Source organism: Rhodococcus sp. 114MFTsu3.1 (genome assembly GCF_000383555.1).
GTDB lineage: Bacteria > Actinomycetota > Actinomycetes > Mycobacteriales > Mycobacteriaceae > Rhodococcoides > Rhodococcoides fascians_E.
In genome coordinates, this window is sequence record NZ_KB911546.1 from 289,897 (window position 1) to 306,810 (window position 16,914).

17 protein-coding genes and 1 tRNA gene are annotated in these 16,914 nt (G+C 63.8%); 3 read left to right on the forward strand and 15 right to left on the reverse strand.

The window, feature by feature from the left end:
* Nucleotides 1-32 precede the first annotated feature (32 nt).
* On the reverse strand, nt 33-1,964 hold the full coding sequence (locus H292_RS0107220; RefSeq protein WP_231383783.1) for a S16 family serine protease: 1,932 nt from the start codon (nt 1,962-1,964) through the stop codon (nt 33-35).
* Nucleotides 1,965-2,082: 118 nt separating this feature from the next.
* A complete protein-coding gene (locus H292_RS0107225; RefSeq protein ID WP_020110956.1) occupies nt 2,083-3,060 on the reverse strand; it encodes a LacI family DNA-binding transcriptional regulator in 978 nt (325 codons plus the stop codon).
* Between the two features lie 278 nt (nt 3,061-3,338).
* Here H292_RS0107225 and H292_RS0107230 point away from each other — a divergent pair, with 278 nt between their 5' ends.
* Nucleotides 3,339-3,812 (forward strand): flavodoxin family protein, encoded by a 474-nt coding sequence (locus H292_RS0107230; RefSeq protein WP_020110957.1) that lies wholly within the window; start codon nt 3,339-3,341, stop codon nt 3,810-3,812.
* A gap of 329 nt (nt 3,813-4,141) precedes the next feature.
* Here the strand turns inward: H292_RS0107230 and H292_RS28085 are convergent, their stop codons facing one another.
* Entirely contained in the window at nt 4,142-4,345 is a 204-nt protein-coding gene (locus tag H292_RS28085; protein WP_143545079.1) for a helix-turn-helix domain-containing protein, read from the reverse strand.
* A gap of 312 nt (nt 4,346-4,657) precedes the next feature.
* Here H292_RS28085 and H292_RS0107245 point away from each other — a divergent pair, with 312 nt between their 5' ends.
* A complete protein-coding gene (locus H292_RS0107245) occupies nt 4,658-5,308 on the forward strand; it encodes a hypothetical protein (protein ID WP_020110959.1) in 651 nt (216 codons plus the stop codon).
* 94 nt (nt 5,309-5,402) lie between these two features.
* Here the strand turns inward: H292_RS0107245 and H292_RS26875 are convergent, their stop codons facing one another.
* The 7 genes from H292_RS26875 to H292_RS0107275 form a co-directional block, all read right to left on the reverse strand.
* Entirely contained in the window at nt 5,403-5,963 is a 561-nt protein-coding gene (locus H292_RS26875) for a hypothetical protein (protein WP_020110960.1), read from the reverse strand.
* A 5-nt stretch (nt 5,964-5,968) separates the two neighbouring features.
* Nucleotides 5,969-7,066, reverse strand: coding sequence for a helix-turn-helix domain-containing protein (locus H292_RS0107255; RefSeq protein WP_027498666.1), 1,098 nt, complete (start codon nt 7,064-7,066; stop codon nt 5,969-5,971).
* 299 nt (nt 7,067-7,365) lie between these two features.
* A complete protein-coding gene (locus tag H292_RS0107260; RefSeq protein ID WP_020110962.1) occupies nt 7,366-7,695 on the reverse strand; it encodes a hypothetical protein in 330 nt (109 codons plus the stop codon).
* Entirely contained in the window at nt 7,695-8,438 is a 744-nt protein-coding gene (locus tag H292_RS27680) for an ADP-ribosyltransferase (protein ID WP_051127733.1), read from the reverse strand. Before H292_RS27680 ends, H292_RS0107260 begins: the two co-directional genes overlap by 1 nt.
* A 125-nt stretch (nt 8,439-8,563) precedes the next feature.
* Nucleotides 8,564-8,956, reverse strand: coding sequence for a VG15 protein (locus H292_RS28845; protein ID WP_442978526.1), 393 nt, complete (start codon nt 8,954-8,956; stop codon nt 8,564-8,566).
* A gap of 264 nt (nt 8,957-9,220) precedes the next feature.
* A tRNA-Thr gene (locus H292_RS0107270) sits at nt 9,221-9,293 on the reverse strand.
* A 60-nt stretch (nt 9,294-9,353) separates the two neighbouring features.
* Complete coding sequence (locus H292_RS0107275; protein WP_020110963.1) at nt 9,354-10,055, reverse strand: SDR family oxidoreductase; 702 nt, start codon at nt 10,053-10,055, stop codon at nt 9,354-9,356.
* 86 nt (nt 10,056-10,141) lie between these two features.
* On the opposite strand from H292_RS0107275, the gene H292_RS0107280 reads away from it, so the two are divergent.
* On the forward strand, nt 10,142-10,660 hold the full coding sequence (locus H292_RS0107280; RefSeq protein WP_020110964.1) for a CGNR zinc finger domain-containing protein: 519 nt from the start codon (nt 10,142-10,144) through the stop codon (nt 10,658-10,660).
* A gap of 9 nt (nt 10,661-10,669) precedes the next feature.
* Here the strand turns inward: H292_RS0107280 and H292_RS0107285 are convergent, their stop codons facing one another.
* The 5 genes from H292_RS0107285 to H292_RS0107305 all read right to left on the reverse strand — a co-directional run bounded on the left by H292_RS0107285 (nt 10,670) and on the right by H292_RS0107305 (nt 16,847).
* The gene (locus H292_RS0107285) at nt 10,670-11,857 is read right to left on the reverse strand and encodes a DNA polymerase III subunit delta' (protein ID WP_020110965.1); all 1,188 of its coding nucleotides are present in this window, start codon (nt 11,855-11,857) and stop codon (nt 10,670-10,672) included.
* A gap of 51 nt (nt 11,858-11,908) precedes the next feature.
* A complete protein-coding gene (locus H292_RS0107290) occupies nt 11,909-12,451 on the reverse strand; it encodes a DUF3558 domain-containing protein (protein WP_020110966.1) in 543 nt (180 codons plus the stop codon).
* On the reverse strand, nt 12,452-13,006 hold the full coding sequence (locus tag H292_RS0107295) for a DUF3558 domain-containing protein (protein ID WP_231383784.1): 555 nt from the start codon (nt 13,004-13,006) through the stop codon (nt 12,452-12,454). It abuts the gene before it with no gap.
* 115 nt (nt 13,007-13,121) lie between these two features.
* On the reverse strand, nt 13,122-16,115 hold the full coding sequence (topA, locus tag H292_RS0107300; RefSeq protein WP_020110968.1) for a type I DNA topoisomerase: 2,994 nt from the start codon (nt 16,113-16,115) through the stop codon (nt 13,122-13,124).
* A 144-nt stretch (nt 16,116-16,259) separates the two neighbouring features.
* Nucleotides 16,260-16,847: a hypothetical protein gene (locus tag H292_RS0107305; RefSeq protein WP_019662973.1), complete on the reverse strand. Its 588-nt coding sequence runs from the start codon at nt 16,845-16,847 to the stop codon at nt 16,260-16,262.
* Nucleotides 16,848-16,914 lie beyond the last annotated feature (67 nt).

The following is a 16,914-nucleotide window of genomic DNA, read 5'->3' on the forward strand; positions in this document are numbered from 1 at the left end:
ACTTCCGAATCAGTCGCGCACTCCGGTCATCGTCACTTACCAGGTGAGGACAGGTACGTCATGAGCCTCGTCGTCACGTACCCGCTGTTGTAGGCGCCGAGGGCGTTGAACTGCTCCAGCGGGGTGCCCGCACGCCTGACGCCTGCGCTTTCGAACTGCCCGACGGTGATGACCGGTTGTGTACCGCCGGCCTGCAGTGCCGCGATGTCGGAGGACAACTGCGCGCGGGCGAGGTCGAAAGCGTTCGACAGCGCGTTCTCGTACATGAACCCGGTGACGCGGAGGTTGTCGTCGGTGATCGCGTTGTTGTAGTACTTCTCGACCAGTTGCTGATTGCGGACGTAATTGCTGACGCCGTAACCGATGGTCGCGTACTGCCCGTTGGGCTTTCCCTCTCCGAGATACTTCTCGATCGCGGGCTGCGCGTTCCGTTGGTGCACGGCTGCCGCGACGTCGATGTCCATGTAGGACAGCTGGCCGATCACCGAATCCAGTGAGCGCCCCGTACGATCCGCCACCTGGGCGGGCATTCCGGTCCGAAACGCGGCGAGGTTGGCGTCGGCGCCGCGGCGGAAGAAGTCGCCGACCTGAGCGAGGTCGACGCCCGAGTCGATGTCGGCGCCAGGATTGTCGCGGCCGACCTCCCACACGGCTTTCGTACCTGCCAGTTGGGCTTTCGCTGCTTCGAGAAAGATCAACGGGGTCGAGAGATAGTCGACGAACTCGACGATGTCGATGGGTTGTGTGTCGATCCGGCCGTCGATCGCCTCGATCTCGCTTGCGGCGTAGTCGAAGATCGTCAGCGCGTCGAAGGCGCCCGCGTACGCGTTGACCACTGCTTCGACGTCGGGCAAGGTCTTGGGTTCGAACGTGGCGATGGAATCGAGAAACGAGAAGAACGCGGCTTCCGCCGGACCTGTGTTGGTAGCCTGCGCAACAAATGCGCCCAGACCCGCCGGACCCTGAGAGACCAACGGTGTCAACGAGTTACCCACCGAATACGACGCTTCCATGACGGCGGCGGCTTCGAGCGCGGTGACCAACGCGCCGGCTATCGACCCTTGCCGATGCAGATCTCGAGCCCGGTCGGCGGCCTTCGCAGCAGTCTCCGGGAGCCCGGTGTTCATCATCGTCCGAAGGATGTTCACGTCGAGCGTGTCCAGCATCGTCAGCGCATTGTCGTACCGGCCCATCGCGGCGGTGTACTGCGCGTCGACCTTGTCGTACGCCCGGTTGTCGAGCCGCGTGTCCGGTTCCAGCCTCGGTGCCTCCAACTCGGAGCCGGTGAGCAGCCCGTACGCCTCGTAGATATCACCGACCTCGACGACGTTCACTCCGGCTCGGTCCCCGATCCGCACGACATCGACACTGTCTCCGTTGCGGTCGGTGCTGTTGCGCTGCCCGAGTGGGATCAGCACCGTGTCGTACCCGGCGGCGCCCGCGGCCTGCACCTTCTCGGGGATGCCACCGACAGGACCGATGGTGCCCGTTGCGTTGATCGTTCCGGTCATCGTCGCGGTGTCGGAGATCTGTTCGTCGCGCTGCAACGCGATGAGCGCCGCGGTCTTCAACGCGCCCGCGCTGGGACCGTCGATCTGCCCGCTGATCTCGAACTCGAAGCGACCGGACATCGGCTGCGACATGATCAACGTCGAAACGATCGCGGCGTTCCACGACGCCGCCCTCGAGGCGTCGCCCAGGCCGGAGACCTCGGCTTCGGAGAAGTCGACGCGAAACGACGAGTCCGTGGTCGCCGACCTCGTGACGATTTCCTCACCGACTCCACCGTCGCCGCTTCCGGTGGTGAAGAGCGGCGCGATGGTCATCGACCTGCTCTCCGTCGATACCGCACCCATCCCCTCGGACAGTGCCGTCCCCTGCGTCGTCGATGCGCAGCCGACCGCGAGTACCGCGGCCACCCCCACGGCGACCGACCTGGTCGCGAGAACTCTCCGCCTTGCCATGACAACCCTCCCCGAACACACCGAATCGGACAAAAAGAACAATCGCCCGTTCAATGTAGGAGATGGCAGCCCGTCAGGCCATGAGTAGATCCACTCGAGCAGACTGGGTAGAAACCGATCAGGCCGGGTCTCGCCGCGGGGGTGCCGTCGTCCTTCGCCGGACGAGCTCCGGCGCCAGCACCACATCGCGCGCAGTCTCACCCGCTATGCGCGCGAGCGCTTCCTGCACCGCAGCCTCGGCGAGCGCGGCCACATCCTGAGAGATCGACGTCAGCTGGATGTGGGCAATGCGCGCCAAGCGAGAATCGTCGTATCCGACGACCGAGACGTCCCCCGGTACGTCGACACCGCGACGGAGCAGGTGATCCAGTACTCCGGTGGCGGAGTTGTCGTTGAACGCCACCACGGCCGTCGGAGGATCGGACGAGTCGAGCAGCTGCCGCATTCCCTGTGCGCCTTCGGTTTCGGTGATACCACCCTCGACGATGGGGGCCGGCAGACCGTGCCTTGTCATGGCGTCGGTGAAGCCTTGGCGCCTGTCCTGCGCGCCCGCCGAACTGCCACCGTCGATGTGGGCGATTCGCTTGTGTCCCAATGAAATCAGATGCTCCACCGCCGAACCGACACCGGCCACATCGTCACCGCGCACCGATCCGATACCGTCGACGCCGCTGGTGCGCAGCAACGTCACGACCGGCACCGCACGGTCGACCGAACCGAGTTCGGTTGCATCCATTCGCGACCCGAGCAGCAGCGCTGCTTCGCATCGCTCGTGCACGAGCGTCTTCACCGCACTGGCCTCGTCCCGAGTGGGCGCGACTGCACCGAGCATCACGTCGTACCCGGCGCGTTCGGCAACGCCGTAGATCTGCTCGACGAGATCGCCGTGGAACGGCTGCTGAAGATCGAACGTGACCCCCAACAGGCGGGAGCTGGTCTGACGAAGTTTCTGCGCACGACGGTCCGGGACGTAACCGATCTCGTCGGCGATCGACTTGATCCGCGCACGAGTCTCCTCCGAAGCCCCCTCCACTCCCCGCATGACGATCGAGACGAGCGCAGGTGACACCCCGGCAGCTTTCGCCACATCGGCCATGGTCGGTCGAGCCACAGAAGTCCCTTTCCGTCGTTTTCGCCTCGAGAGCAACAGTAGACAGAACGCCTCCCCGACGCCCATTCGAACATATGCACTAACAGGCTGTGGACAAACCTGTGGAAATCTCGAGGACCAACCTGTCCGATCTGTGGATGGCGTGTGGATGAACGTGCGCCAGCGACAGGTTTTCACTGCTCAGGGGCTGTGTATGCGAATTACACGCCTGTGAGTAAACGAGGCCGGTCGGCTGTGGATCGACCGTCGCTAAGCTCGGAGGCATGAGCGAACCGATCCTCGTCTGCGCATCCGTCTCCCACGGAAACACCAGACAGGTCGCCGACGCCATCGCCGGGGTCCTCGGCGCCGCGGTGATCTCACCCGAATCGGCCGATCCCGCCGGCCGCGACCTCGACGGGCACGACCTCGTCGGCTTCGGATCAGGCATCTACTACGGCTCGTTCCACTCCGACCTGGTTGCCTACATCGAGGCACTACCACCCCAGGACGGCAAACCCGCGTTCCTCTTCGCCACCAGCGGCCTCGCCGAATCCCGCTGGCTCCGCTTCTCCGCATCACTCGTCGAACGGCTCGAACACAAAGGCTTCGACGTCGTCGGAGGTTTCTCCTGCCGCGGATTCGACACATTCATGCCGTTCAAGCTCGTCGGTGGCATCCGACGCGGGCGACCGAACAGCACCGACCTCGCCTCCGCCCGCGCCTTCGCCGAGCACCTGCTCGACAACGCTCGATGAGACCCCGCCCCGCACGACAAAACCCCTCCCCAACTGACATTGGGAAGGGGTTTCGCTCTTACGAGCCGCCTAAGAGAATCGAACTCTTGACCTTTTCAATACGGACCAACCTGTTAGACAGTCCATCTGGTGCCGCAGGTTACGAACAGCCCAGGTCAGGCGCTGTACCGCTTGTGTGCATTCCAAGCGTTCTCGCCTAGTGCGCACAGTTACCGTTCCCTTAAAGTGCCCCTAGGGATCATTTTTCAGACCCAACCCTTCTTGGTGTTGTCACCAAAAAGGGTGCCCGCTGGTGAGCCCCGTTTTCGCGGCCAACCGTGAATATGGGGTCAGCGTCGGCGGCGTTCGGGCATCTGAGGGCAACCGCGGACAATCCAGTCCTCGACGTCCTTCGGCATGAAGAACATTTTCTGTCCGCGCCCACGGTTCGGCTGGCACTTGAGTGCCCCGGTGTTGGCAGCGTCACGGACCCAGTTCTCGCCGTGGCGGGAGACCTCCGAAACTTCTTTCGTGGTCATGGGGCGCTCGATCACCGACACCACGGTAATACCGAACCCCTGCACGGTGCTCGACAGACCAGTGGCGCGCCCGAATGTAAGGTCGGTCCATTCGGTCGACCGACTGCCGCCCTGCCTCCGGGCACGTACCTTCGCTGGCATGGATGAACTGCAAGATCAGAAGTGCGCTGTCGATGGATGCGTGGCACCCGCCACTCGGCAGGACGAGGTGCTCGGTAAGCACCTCCGCATTGGCGGTATAGATCTGCCGAAGGCCACAGTTCGTGTATCCGCTTGGCTCTGCGCGGGGCATGACCTCAACGACACCGGCAGAATCCACCTCGAACTATGACGAGTCCGGATGACACGCGCCGCTTCTTCGACCGAGTCCAGCAGTTCGAGGATGCCGCGTTCTGGCCATCGAAGACGATTGAGCGTCTGATCCTCCAGGTGCTAGGCGGATGGTCGAACCTTGTCGAGCAGGTGCGGTGGCAGCGCTACCACGCGGCCGGAGTCGAGAACCAGGGCGAAATCGTGCACCCAAATGCCGAACAGCTCGGCAAGACCCTGAAGAACATTGCGCGCGACGCAGGGATTCGTGCACCCGGTGCGGAGATGAAGTCCGCGGCGGCCACTGTCCGCGACGTGCGCAACGACCTCGCGCACATGCTCTACCTGGAGGAGATCGAGGGCGAGTCCCCTCACCGGACTGTGAATTACGTCCGCGTCGACGGCATGGAGTTCGCAGACGAGAAGTGGTCGGCCCAGAAGCGCCGACGCGTAGCGGTCACCGAGGACAGATTACGCGAGGCGCTGGCCGCAACGAAGTGGCTGATGGATTGCGTATCGGCGCTCGATTACGTGGGGCAGATCCTCGACGAGTTCCCCGACGACGCGCCTTTGCCTGGTGGCGTGGAACACCTGCCGTGGTGGTTCGACGACTGGGGCGACAAGCGGACTGCCCAGCTGACCGTAGGCGATATGCGGGCCGCACGGTAGGCGATTAGCCCGCTGAGCCGTCGAACCACGGACTTCAGCTCCGTGCATCAACCCCGGCGTCGAACACCCGAGGTTGCGCATAGTGCATTGGTGGTTACTCGGTCACTGGTGCCGGAGGCATCCCCGCCCATTGCCTAAGCTCACCGACACTCGACGGCCGTGGCCCCCCTCTTTTGTGATTGCCGAGAAGATCCAAATGGTCGAGCATCTCCTCGCACTGGACCCACTTCAGTCGAGTAACGGCGGCCAGTAATTTCCATGTCGACACCACCTTGATGTTGAGCTGACCGGCGAGGTTGCGAGCTCCACCATCATCGGTCAGGAGCAAATCCGAGGCGTACCTATTTTCCATCACGGCAAGAGTCTCGGCTTCTCCAAAGTGGGCCGTTCGTTCATCACCGGGAGCCGACAGTTGCTCGCGCAGAATGAGGGCACGAATCCGCTCGGCTTGGGTGGGGACTAGTGGTGAGCCTAGGATCCGCGGAACGTCGTCGAGTGCCGACAGCTCGGGCCTGATGGAGGAACGAATGCACTCGGTCTCGATCGATGCGCACCATCGGCCTTTCCCGTTCAAAACTCGCTCTAATAGGTCGAGGCGATCGATCAGACCAAAGTTCACGAGCACTGTGTTATCCGCAAAGAACAACTGAGCCACGTTGGTCAGATTCCCAGCGCTGAGTGCAGATCGGCGTCGGAGATATCCTCGACCCGCTTTGGCAGATCCTCCTCGAAAGTTCTTGGGTCTACCGAGAGCATCCACGCCAACGTTTCTGGACCCAGCCTTCCGGCGTCGACAGCGTCGTGATGAGCTTCACGTAAGCGGCTAGGGAACGTACGCGTAGCGGACGCATCCATTCGCCATGCGACTTGGTCGGGAACCTTGCTTGCGTCTCTCCAATGGCTAGCGAGAAGGCGCTGCGTCTTCAGCTGCAACAGCTCCTCAACGCGCTCGGGAACTTCAATCTTCAAGAACTTCAGACGGTTCAGAAGAGCTGCCGTTGAGATACCCAGATCCCAGACCTGATCTGCAATCTCGGGAGGGGTAATCGTAGCCCAGTCCAAAGCACGGATTTCGTCGGCGGGCATGAGTAACTCAGCGGCAAAAGCATTGGCGGACTTCTCATTCCGGTGGTACGAACCAGTACGTGAACTTTCGTCAAGGTGACCGAGGGCTAGGTGTCCTAGCTCGTGCGCAATGGCCCAATTCTCGTGGAACCAGTTCGGTGTTGCTTGCAACGCTATGACGCGGTGGGGCCCGAAAGTCAACGAGTACGTAGTGGACACTGACGGCGTTCTCACTACGTCGATACGTAGTTCCGCTTCAACACGCCCGACGAAGTATCGAACGAAGTCTTCTCCAAGCGCCTCTCGCACCGCCCCGGGCGTACTGGGCAACTGCGGCCCGGCGAAATCCTCTTCCGCCGCGAACACCTGCCGGTAGGCCAACGTGATGTTGTCGAGTTCGAGTTGGTCGCGCGATTGCCCCGGATTGCTCCACCGACCGTCGGTGTACAGATGACGTGCCGCGACAGCTACACGGTTTGGATCGGGCGCACCGGTGATAAGCCAATGCAGATCGGCACCGAGCACTTCGGCGACATCGGCAAGCTCTACCGAGGAGAATGAACGCGATCCGTTGACCGAGCGCGAGAACGCGTCAGGAGTCATTCCGACCCGCGCGGCTACTTCCTTGTGGGTCGGCGCAGGGTCGAGTGACTGAATAGACTCGCGAACCCGAGGTCCAATCTCGCCGCTCATACGACCCAGCATACCCAGGGTGTTGGCAAAATCCCAATATCTGAGGTATAGGAGGTCACCGAAACTGCACGCCCGGCGTTCCAGCACCATCAAACCGAAGCCACGCGTCGACGAAGATGATACCGAAATCGACTGGTTCGTGGGGATACGAGAAGCCCGCAGGTACCCGTTCCATGGGTGTCCTGCGGGCTGCCGTTTCGACGCTGAGGGGTTGCAGGCAGTAGGGCCCACCCCGCTCATGCATTCCGCTCACCGGTCAATTCACCTTCACCCCGGCCGCGGTGAGTTTGACGCCGAAATCAGGGAGCGACCTGGTCAGACCAACCGCCGAGGTCACCGGTCGTCACCGGTGGGTTGCCATGCTTGGCGACCAGGGTGTCGATTGCTGTGGTTGCGGCGATTCCTCGGCGGCAGGCGTCGATGAGTCGATACCGCGTGGCGTTTGCGGCGTCGTTGTCCGTGGTCGCCTTGGTGGACGCAAGTTGTAGCGCGTTCTTGTCGTCGGTCCGCAGCACTCCGAGCCCATTGAGGGTTGCCCATCTGCCGGTGCCCGCTCGCTTGCCGTCGTAGAAGCGTTGATCGCCGATCGGCTTGGCGCCGATGTCCGAGGAGTCCTCCAAGCTGCCCATCAGTTGACCTCCCTCAACTTCGCGTCCTGCCCGACCAGTCGTCCGAGTAGCACCGGTCGACCATCATCTCCGATCATCGTCCCGTAAATCTCATAGTCGATGCCACGCCACACGATTAACTCGTTCTCGTCAGGACCGTACGCAGCGAGTCCGCGCACATTCCGATCAGACGATGAGACATACAGCGCTTTGGTGCCCGCTGGCACGTCCAGGCGCAACTCGATCTGATCGTCGCCGATCGGCAAAGTCAGGCGAGACTGCATCGTGGTGGATAGGTGCGCTTCATCGCGGAATCGACGACCGACCACCGATGCCAGGTCCGCTGCATCGACGATGCCGAACACGCTGGCGTCCACGTCACGCGAGACCGTGATCGCGGTCGGCACGCGCGGGGCATTCTCGATCGCCGCATCGAGTCCACGAATCGCGTCAACTGCTCGCATGGATCCGACGTGTGTGTCGCCGAAGTCGATGCCATCGCGTAGGCCGGGGTTGGTGAACAGGTAACCCGGTCCTGTGTACGTCCGACCTGCGTCCACCGTCTCCTGGTCGAGCGATCCGGCATAGTCGTGCCAGACGTCACGGCCATAGCTGCGACCCTCGGCCTCGGTGAACGTGCGGACCGTAATGGGCGTTGGTACGTCAGTCTTTTCGGCCGCCAACCACGCCGCAACTTCGTCGGCCGACTTCTCATCGGCTGTCGATGCTGCTGCCTTAATTGATGGGTGCTCGAGTTCGTCCATCTTCGCGAGAACTGCCCCCGTGTCGATGGGGCCGCCGTCTGCTGTCGCCCGAACGGCTTGCTGGTACTGCTCCTCCCATTGGTCGACGTAGTCCGGGGGCGTGTAGACCTGGCCGGGCCTGACCGCTACTGCGGTGCATCGGCAGTGATCGTAGTACTGATCTCTACGAGACCACGGGCGGTGGTAGCCGACTCCTTGGACGCATACACCTCGGCGCGGGTCGTGAGCATCCGACAAAAGGCACACGAACCAGCCTGCGCGTGACGTGCCCAGGTCGCTCCAGATTCCTTCTCGGCGTTCTCACCGATGGTTTGGCGTGCCGAACCGAATATGGCGCGAGACGTGAACCCAGCCATGCGAGTCAGTGCCGCATCACCATTGGCACGTAGGGACCACGAGGTTGATGCTTCGAGTTGCTCGATCGGGGCCAGCTCGGCCGGTGTCGCCAGGTACGAAAGACTGGGAGCAGCATCCTCGCACCACTGTGGCGACGTCACCGGCCGCAGCGGCGTACGCATCGACGAGCTCAGGGACGCCTTGGATCATCACCTCGCGGAACCGAGATGAACTGAATTCGCCCGCGACGCATTGCGCCACAGGTCGCTGATGTTCTGCGTAGCAGACAGATGAAGCAATACATCGAGCGCGCAGCGATGGCACCGGACGCCAGCGGAGTACTCGACAAGCTGGCTCCTCGCTGAAACCGTGCCGTAAACGTGCCCTGGGTACCAAAAAGGGCAGGACCGAGGCTGTAGAAACTGCCTCCGACCTGCCCTATTGCGAGCCGCCTAAGAGAATCGAACTCTTGACCTTTTCATTACGAGTGAAATGCTCTACCGACTGAGCTAAGGCGGCGTGCCTTTCGGCGTTGGTGAGTCTAACGGAGCATCAGCCCGAAACTGAAATCGACTCCCCTCAGGCCCCTGCTGGGATGGCGAGACCCTCGACCGGGCCGGCGAGAACGGACTTGAAGTACCTGGTCACGTCGTCGGCGAGTACCTCGGTGTCCCCGTTCGCGACGCCGTCGACGATGGCTTTCGCCACATCCTTCGGATCGTTCTTCGGAACGTCCAGTTCCGCGATCATGTCCGTGTCGGTGTAACCCAGATGCACTCCCGTCACGAGGGTTCCCTGCGGGCCGAGTTCGACTCGAAGCGAGTTGGTCGCCGACCACAGTGCGGCCTTCGACGCGCCGTACGCTCCGGCGCCACCCACCCAGGACAGAACCGAATGCACGTCGACGAGTGCACCGCCGCCGTTGCTCGCGAGAATCGGCGCGAAGGACTGCGCGACCCGCACGGCACCGAAGAAGTTGGTCTCGAACACGGTCCGCACGTCCTCGAGTGTCGATCCCAGCAACGGACCCGATCCCGGGGCGCCTGCATTGTTGACGACGATGGTGACATCGGTCAGCTCCCGAGCCAGTTCCGCGACGGATTCCGGGTCGGTGACATCGAGCGGCTTCGCGACGACGCGCGGATCATCCGTCGGCTTGGGCGTCCTGGCCGTCGCGTAGATCTTCGCCGCGCCGCGCGCCAGGAACTCGTCGACGATCGATTTGCCCAGCCCACGCTGCCCACCGGTCACCACTACGACCGCGCCTTCGATTGCCACCATCGGACTCACCCTTCGACATATCTGAAATGCTTTTGACTATGTCAGTAGTACTTGCCCGGATCGACATAGTCAAATACTGTTTAGTTATGTCATCGACGCCGACGCCGACGGAGCGCTTCCGCCTCGACCCCGCCCCCGACGGCCTCGCTCACGTCCAGAACCTGCTCAACACCCGAGCCATCGACGCAAAAGGACTCCCGGACCTGCTCGCCGACGGCGCGGTGGCATCCGCGGCGATGGGGCACGACCTCAGCGATGCCGACGCCGCGGCACTACGCGAACTGCGGACGACGATCGAACTCCTCATCGCAGGCACGCCCCCGGAAACGGCGCCCGCCGACGCCGTCCTCACCCTCGACGCGTCGGGAACCGTCCAGTTGGGACCGTCTGGAACCGGCCACGAGTACGTGACGTCGCGCATCTGGGCCGAGGTTCTGCTGGCTCAACGCGCGGACACCTGGCGGCGACTCAAGCGTTGCAGGAACGAACCGTGCGGCTCTGCGTTCTACGACCGTTCCCGCAACAACAGCGGCGTCTGGCACGACGTCAAGACCTGCGGGAACATCGCGAATCTTCGGGCTTCGCGGGCGCGGCGGAGGGCCTGATCTCACGCCTCAGCGCAGCGCTGCACCCAATTGCGCGACCATGGCGTAGACGGCGAACTTGGGCTTGGAGTTAAGCGCTAAGGCTTCACGGCATTCGAGGATTGCCTCGATGCTCTTCAACAGAGCCTCCGGCGATGCACCCCTGGCCATACGTTCGATCTGTTCCGACATGTCCGGATGGTTGAGCACAGCGGTGGATCCGTAGGAGCGGGTCAACGCATCGCGATACAACCCGGCGAGGTCGATCAGAGCTCGGTCGAAAGCGTCTCGAAGATTACGGGTACGACGCGATTTCTGCCGCGCCTCGAGCTCCTTGATGACGCCTGCAGACCCCCGCAGCGCGCCCGCCGCGCCCTTACCGGTGCCGCCTGCGCCGAGCGCGGTGCGCAGCTCTTCCATCTCCACGTCGTCGAGGGCGGCACTGATCTCCGCGGCTTCGGTCTCCGCAGCCTTCACCATCTCCTCGGCCGCGAGATAGGCCTGATTGGGCCGCGCTGCAGCCGACGCGAGGCCGAGGGCCCGCTTGCGCCTGGCACGAGCGTCCTCGTCTTTCGCCAGTCGCCGTGCGCGGCCCACGTGTCCACCGCTGATCGACGCCGCCCACTGGGCCGTCTCCGCATCGAGCTTGTCGCGGGTCTGCAGAACCTGCGCGATCGCCGGCGTCGTGGGCGTCACGAGATGCACATGGCGGCAGCGCGAGCGGAGGGTGACGGACATGTCCTCCGGATCGGTCGACGGCGCACACAGCAACATGACCGTCCGCTCCGGCGGCTCCTCGACGACCTTCAGCAACGCGTTGGCGGCCGCCTCGCTGAGCCGATCCGCATCTTCGATGACGACGATCTGCCAGCGCCCGGTGCTGGGCCGACGCGCAGCGATCTGCACGATCTCCCGCATCTCCTTGACGCTGATGCTCAAGCCCTGCGGGATGATCCGTCGGACATCGCCGTGGGTGCCGGCCATCGTCGTGGTGCACGGATGGCAGGTACCGCAGCCCGGTGACCCCTCCGTGGTGCATTGCAGGGCCGCCGCGAAACACAGAGCAGCGATGGATCGACCGGACCCGGGAGGGCCGGTGAACAACCAGGAGTGCGTCATCGCGGACCCCGAGTCCCCGGTACGAGCGCCGACGGCCGCGGCGGTCAGCTCTGCTTCCACGTCCTCTTGGCCGATCAGCCGATCGAAAACTCCCGCCATGCCAGCGAGCCTAGTCGCTCGGTGCGACACGAACGCCTCGCGCCCGGCGCATCACGCAGGCGGCGGCAGGTGTGGCAGCACCACGCGCAAAACGTCGATCGAGCCGGCACGCACCTCCTCGGCGGACGAAACACCGAGTCGATTCGCGCTCAGCATCACGGCACCCGACGCCGTCATCGTCTGAGTGGTGTACGTGTCGCCGTCGAGCAGGAAGGCGTAGGTGGTGTACCCGCCGTCGGTCAGCGTACGAACCTCGGTGGTCGAGGGGCTCGTGTACGGGTCGGGAAGCGTCGACGTGTCCTCGAACACCAGAACCGACACCGCGATACGGTCGTTCCCCCAGATACACCCGAGCTCTCCGACCGCAGTGGGTCGAGCCTCCGCCAGATCGAGATCGCTCAGCAGCGCATCCGGCAAGGCGCAGGGGTCGAATTCCGGAGACGGTTCGACGGAAGTCGTTGTCACGTACTCTGTTTCGGATACATCGAGGACCTCGTCCGACGCCGTGGCCGTCCCGCCGACACCGGAACCGCACGCCGCGACGGACAACACGAACGCACTTGTCAGCATGGCCAGCGCTGCCGATCGTCGCATCTAGATGTCCTCCAGGATCAGTGTCGTCGCGACCTTCAGCCGTATACAGAAGGAATCGAAATCCGTTTCCGCGAGCGTGAACTGCACTGTTCGGCCATCGATCTCGGCCAACGAGATGCACTTGTTTCCCTCGAACACGAAATTGTCCACCATCTGACCGTCCGCCTCGAACTCGCTCAACTCGGTGACTCCGGGTGTGGTCGCGAGCCGAGTCCGGTCGACGCCTTCGCTGTACCCGACCGAGAAACGCCCGGACTGGCCCGTCCAGCTACACCCGTCCACCCCCGGCAACGGTTCCTTGGTTGCCGGATCCACGCCCGCGTAGATACTCAGCTGCAGATCCTCGAGGACACACGGATCGAAGGACGACGGGGTCGCCGACGGGACCGCTGCCGGGGACGGCGACGGCGCCTGCCCGCCCGTAGACCCACCAGCGGCAAGACCTTGCCCGTGCCATGCATCCTGGCCGACAGCTCTGCCGGGCGAGGTCCGAGCACATGCGACCACCGACAACAACACGCACAGCAGGACTACCAGTTTCTTCCCCACACCCACTTGGACGCACCGAGGCCGCAGTTGGTTCCGTCGCCCACCCTCATCGCTCGAAAGGTTCGTTCATACGAGCAGATGGAGGCGAGCAGACCGACAGGCACCCCATCGTTCGAAGCGATCAGGAGTCCGCTGGGGGAGCTTTCTTCGCTGCAGTTTTCTTCGCCGGTGTCTTCTTGGCAGGCGTTTTCTTGGCAGCAGTTTTCTTGGCTGCGGCTTTCTTCGCCGGGGTCTTCTTGGCTGCGGTCTTGGTAGCAGCCTTCTTGGTAGCAGCCTTTTTGGTTGCCTTCTTCTTCACGGGCCCGCGGGCACGCCTGTCCGCCAACAGCTCCGAGGCGCGATCGTCGGTGATGGTGGCAACGTCGTCGTCCTTGCGGAGGCTCGCGTTGGTCTCGCCGTCGGTGACGTAGGGACCGAAACGGCCGTCCTTGATCACCATCGGCTTCTCGCTGACCGGGTCGGTGCCGAGCTCACGCAGAGGTGGCTTCGCTTCACCTTGCCGTCCGCGTCGCTTCGGCTCGGAGTAGATCTTCAGCGCCTCGTCCAAGGTGACGGTGAAGAGCTGCTCCTCGTCGGTCAGCGACCGAGAGTCCGTGCCCTTCTTCAGGTACGGGCCGTAGCGACCGTTCTGGGCGGTGATCTCTTCCTTCGATTCCGGATCGACGCCGACGACTCGAGGCAACGACAGAACCTTGAGGGCGTCCTCGAGCGTGATGGTCGCCAGATCCATCGACTTCAGCAGAGAACCGGTGCGGGGCTTGGGTCCGGCGGCCTTCTTCGCCGCCTTCTTGGCCGGAGCCTTCTTCGCCGCAGCTTTCTTCACTGCGGTCTTGGTGCCACCTCCACCGTCCGAGTCCTGTGGAATCGGCACGATGTCCGGCTCGGGAGGAGTCGGTTCCGGCTCCGGCTCGGGCAGGATCTCGGTGACGTACGGACCGAAACGCCCTTCCTTGGCAACGATTTCGTGACCCGTCAGCGGGTCGGCACCGAGCTTGCGGCCTTCCTGCGGGGTCGCGAACAGTTTTTCCGCGAAGTCGATGGTCAACTCGTCCGGCGGCAGATCGTCGGGCAGGTTGGCGCGCTGCGAGATCGGATCCCCATCGGGATCGTCGTCGTTCTTCACCATTCGCTCGAGGTACGGGCCGTAGCGCCCGACGCGTACATGGATCTCGCGGCCCTGATCGTCGTCGAACAACCTGATGGAGTTGATGACGCGAGCGTCGATGTCCTCGAGGTTGGTGCCGACCATCTTCTTCAGGCCACCGGACCTCGCGACGGAGCCCTCGGCCCCGGTGTCCCCACCGAAGTAGAAGCTCGTCAACCAGTCGCCGCGGCGCTCACGACCACCGGCGATGGCGTCGAGGTCGTCCTCCATGCCCGCCGTGAAATCGAAGTCGACGAGGCGGCCGAAGTGAGCCTCCAGCAGCGCGACCACCGAGAACGCCACCCACGACGGCACGAGTGCGCTGCCGCGTTTGTAGACGTATCCGCGGTCGAGGATTGTCTTGATGATCGACGCGTACGTCGACGGCCGGCCGATACCCAGCTCTTCGAGGGTCTTGATGAGCGACGCCTCGGTGTACCGAGCGGGTGGGTTGGTGGTGTGGCCGTCCGGATCGAGCTGGGTCGCGGTGACCGCGGCGCCTTCCTTCAGCGCAGGGAGCCGAGACTCGGCGTCGTCGGACTGACCGCCTGCCTCGTCGTCGACGCTCTCCACGTAGGCCTTCAGGAAGCCCGCGAAGGTGATGGTACGGCCGGACGACGAGAACGTGCACTGTTCGCCGGTGCCCGCGGTACCGGTGATGCGCAGCGTCAGCGTCGTGCCCCGCACGTCGGCCATCTGAGAAGCGACGGTCCGCTGCCAGATCAGCTCGTACAACCGGAACTCGTCGGTCTGCAGCGCGGAGTGCAACTGGCCAGGCGTCTGGAACACATCGCCTGCAGGCCTGATTGCCTCGTGCGCCTCCTGGGCGTTCTTGACCTTGCGCGTGTACTGACGCGGCGACGGATGCACGTACTCCGCACCGTACAGCTCGGTCGCCTGCGACCTGGCCGCCGAGATAGCCGACTCCGACAGCGTCGTCGAGTCGGTACGCATGTAGGTGATGTAGCCGTTCTCGTACAACCGCTGCGCGACGCGCATGGTGCGCTCGGAGGAGAACCGCAGCTTGCGGCCTGCTTCCTGCTGCAGCGTCGACGTCATGAACGGCGGGTACGGCTTACGGGTGTACGGCTTGTCCTCGGCGGACGCGACGGTGAGGTCCACGCCCTGAAGGGCCTCGGCGAGGCGTCGGGCACGCGGTTCGTCCAGAACGGTGACACCGTCGGACTTCAGCTTTCCGTCGGCACCGAAATCACGACCCGCAGCCACGCGAGAACCGTCGACGTTGACCAGCCGCGCGCCGAAACTACGCGGCGACGCCTCTGCCCCGGCATCGAGGGTGGCCGAGATGTCCCAGTACTCGGCGCTCCGGAACGCCATTCGGTCGCGCTCGCGCTGAACGATGATCCGGGTGGCGACGGACTGCACACGGCCCGCCGACAGCTTCGGCATGACCTTCTTCCACAGCACCGGCGACACTTCGTAGCCGTAGAGCCGGTCGAGGATGCGCCTGGTTTCCTGCGCGTCGACCAGATCCTGGTCCAGCTCACGGGTATCGGCAGCGGCCGCGAGGATGGCCGGCTTGGTGATCTCGTGGAAGACCATGCGTCGAACAGGGATCTTGGGATTCAGGGTCTCGAGGAGATGCCAGGCGATGGCCTCACCCTCGCGGTCGGGGTCGGTGGCGAGGAAGAGTTCGTCGGCGTCCTTGAGCAGGCTCTTGAGCTCGGCGACCTTGCCCTTCTTCTCCGGCGAGACGACGTAGAGGGCCTCGAAATCGTGGTCGACGTCCACGCCGAGGCGGGCCCACGGCTCACCCTTGTACTTCGCGGGGACGTCCGCGGCACCGCGTGGAAGGTCACGGATGTGGCCGACCGACGCCTCGACCACGTAGTTGCTCCCCAGGTAGGGGGCGATCTTCTTGGCCTTGGTCGGAGACTCCACGATGACAAGGCGGCGCGGCTGGGCACCGCCGGTGGTGGTATCCCCCGTGCCGTTCTTGCGTGTTGCCACCTTGCTGCCGAACCTTCCTCGTTGCGTCCTGTAGAGCCACTCCGCGAGCAGTTTCTACCTGTCGAAACCGACAATCTTGCCGGTCCGCCTGGTAACAGAGTGGCATACGACGTCAAAATACTCGCAGATCAGCTTCACATCTTCTTACTCGGCGGTCGGCCAACTGGTACGTGCGTCCGGATTTTCCGGCGCAGGTCCGACGTTCTCGACCAGCCTCAGCATTCGCCTGCGCCCGGTGATGCGGAGCCCTGGATTGGAGCCTCGGGTGCCGATGAGGGTGGGAGCTATCCCTGCTCTCATCAGCGACTGAGCCAACGGGGCGTGCGTGTCGGGCGCATGCGGATCCAGTCCCAGAACATACCGTTCGCCCTCGGCTTCCGGTCGGCCGCCTGCGAGCACCCACGCGCGGAGCTCGCGGGCGCCGGGCACCCAACCCGGCGGCATCGACTTGACCGCGCCCTTCGTCCACAACGACGCGAGTGCCGACAACTCGGGCACCGACGCCGTCCGCACCAGCGGCCTGTCCTCCTCGGACCGGCCGAGTTCGGACACGAGCCCGCACTCCGCCATCAGGTCCGCGATGGCCTCCGCGCGCCAGGAAGAATCGACGACGACCGAGATACGAGCACCGGACGCCGACAGAACCACCTGCCCGGTGGACGCGAGAAGTCCACTCAAGTCGGTCACCGACGGCGGCAGCGACTCGGCGGAGAAGAAGGACAACTGGTTCACAATGTGGACAGTAGAACAAATGCGAGAGTGGAGCCTGCAGGAACGATCCGAGGGGACAGTGTCGGCA

Excerpts from the sequence above, each read along its gene's own strand:
- H292_RS0107220 (WP_231383783.1), bottom strand. The coding sequence starts at position 1,964 with ATGGCAAGGCGGAGAGTTCTCGCGACCAGGTCGGTCGCCGTGGGGGTG.
- H292_RS0107225 (WP_020110956.1), bottom strand. The coding sequence starts at position 3,060 with ATGGCCGATGTGGCGAAAGCTGCCGGGGTGTCACCTGCGCTCGTCTCG.
- H292_RS0107230 (WP_020110957.1), top strand. The coding sequence starts at position 3,339 with ATGAGCGAACCGATCCTCGTCTGCGCATCCGTCTCCCACGGAAACACC.
- H292_RS0107245 (WP_020110959.1), top strand. The coding sequence starts at position 4,658 with ATGACGAGTCCGGATGACACGCGCCGCTTCTTCGACCGAGTCCAGCAG.
- H292_RS0107255 (WP_027498666.1), bottom strand. The coding sequence starts at position 7,066 with ATGAGCGGCGAGATTGGACCTCGGGTTCGCGAGTCTATTCAGTCACTC.
- H292_RS0107260 (WP_020110962.1), bottom strand. The coding sequence starts at position 7,695 with ATGGGCAGCTTGGAGGACTCCTCGGACATCGGCGCCAAGCCGATCGGC.
- H292_RS27680 (WP_051127733.1), bottom strand. The coding sequence starts at position 8,438 with ATGGACGAACTCGAGCACCCATCAATTAAGGCAGCAGCATCGACAGCC.
- H292_RS28845 (WP_442978526.1), bottom strand. The coding sequence starts at position 8,956 with ATGCGTACGCCGCTGCGGCCGGTGACGTCGCCACAGTGGTGCGAGGAT.
- H292_RS0107275 (WP_020110963.1), bottom strand. The coding sequence starts at position 10,055 with ATGGTGGCAATCGAAGGCGCGGTCGTAGTGGTGACCGGTGGGCAGCGT.
- H292_RS0107280 (WP_020110964.1), top strand. The coding sequence starts at position 10,142 with ATGTCATCGACGCCGACGCCGACGGAGCGCTTCCGCCTCGACCCCGCC.
- H292_RS0107285 (WP_020110965.1), bottom strand. The coding sequence starts at position 11,857 with ATGGCGGGAGTTTTCGATCGGCTGATCGGCCAAGAGGACGTGGAAGCA.
- H292_RS0107290 (WP_020110966.1), bottom strand. The coding sequence starts at position 12,451 with ATGCGACGATCGGCAGCGCTGGCCATGCTGACAAGTGCGTTCGTGTTG.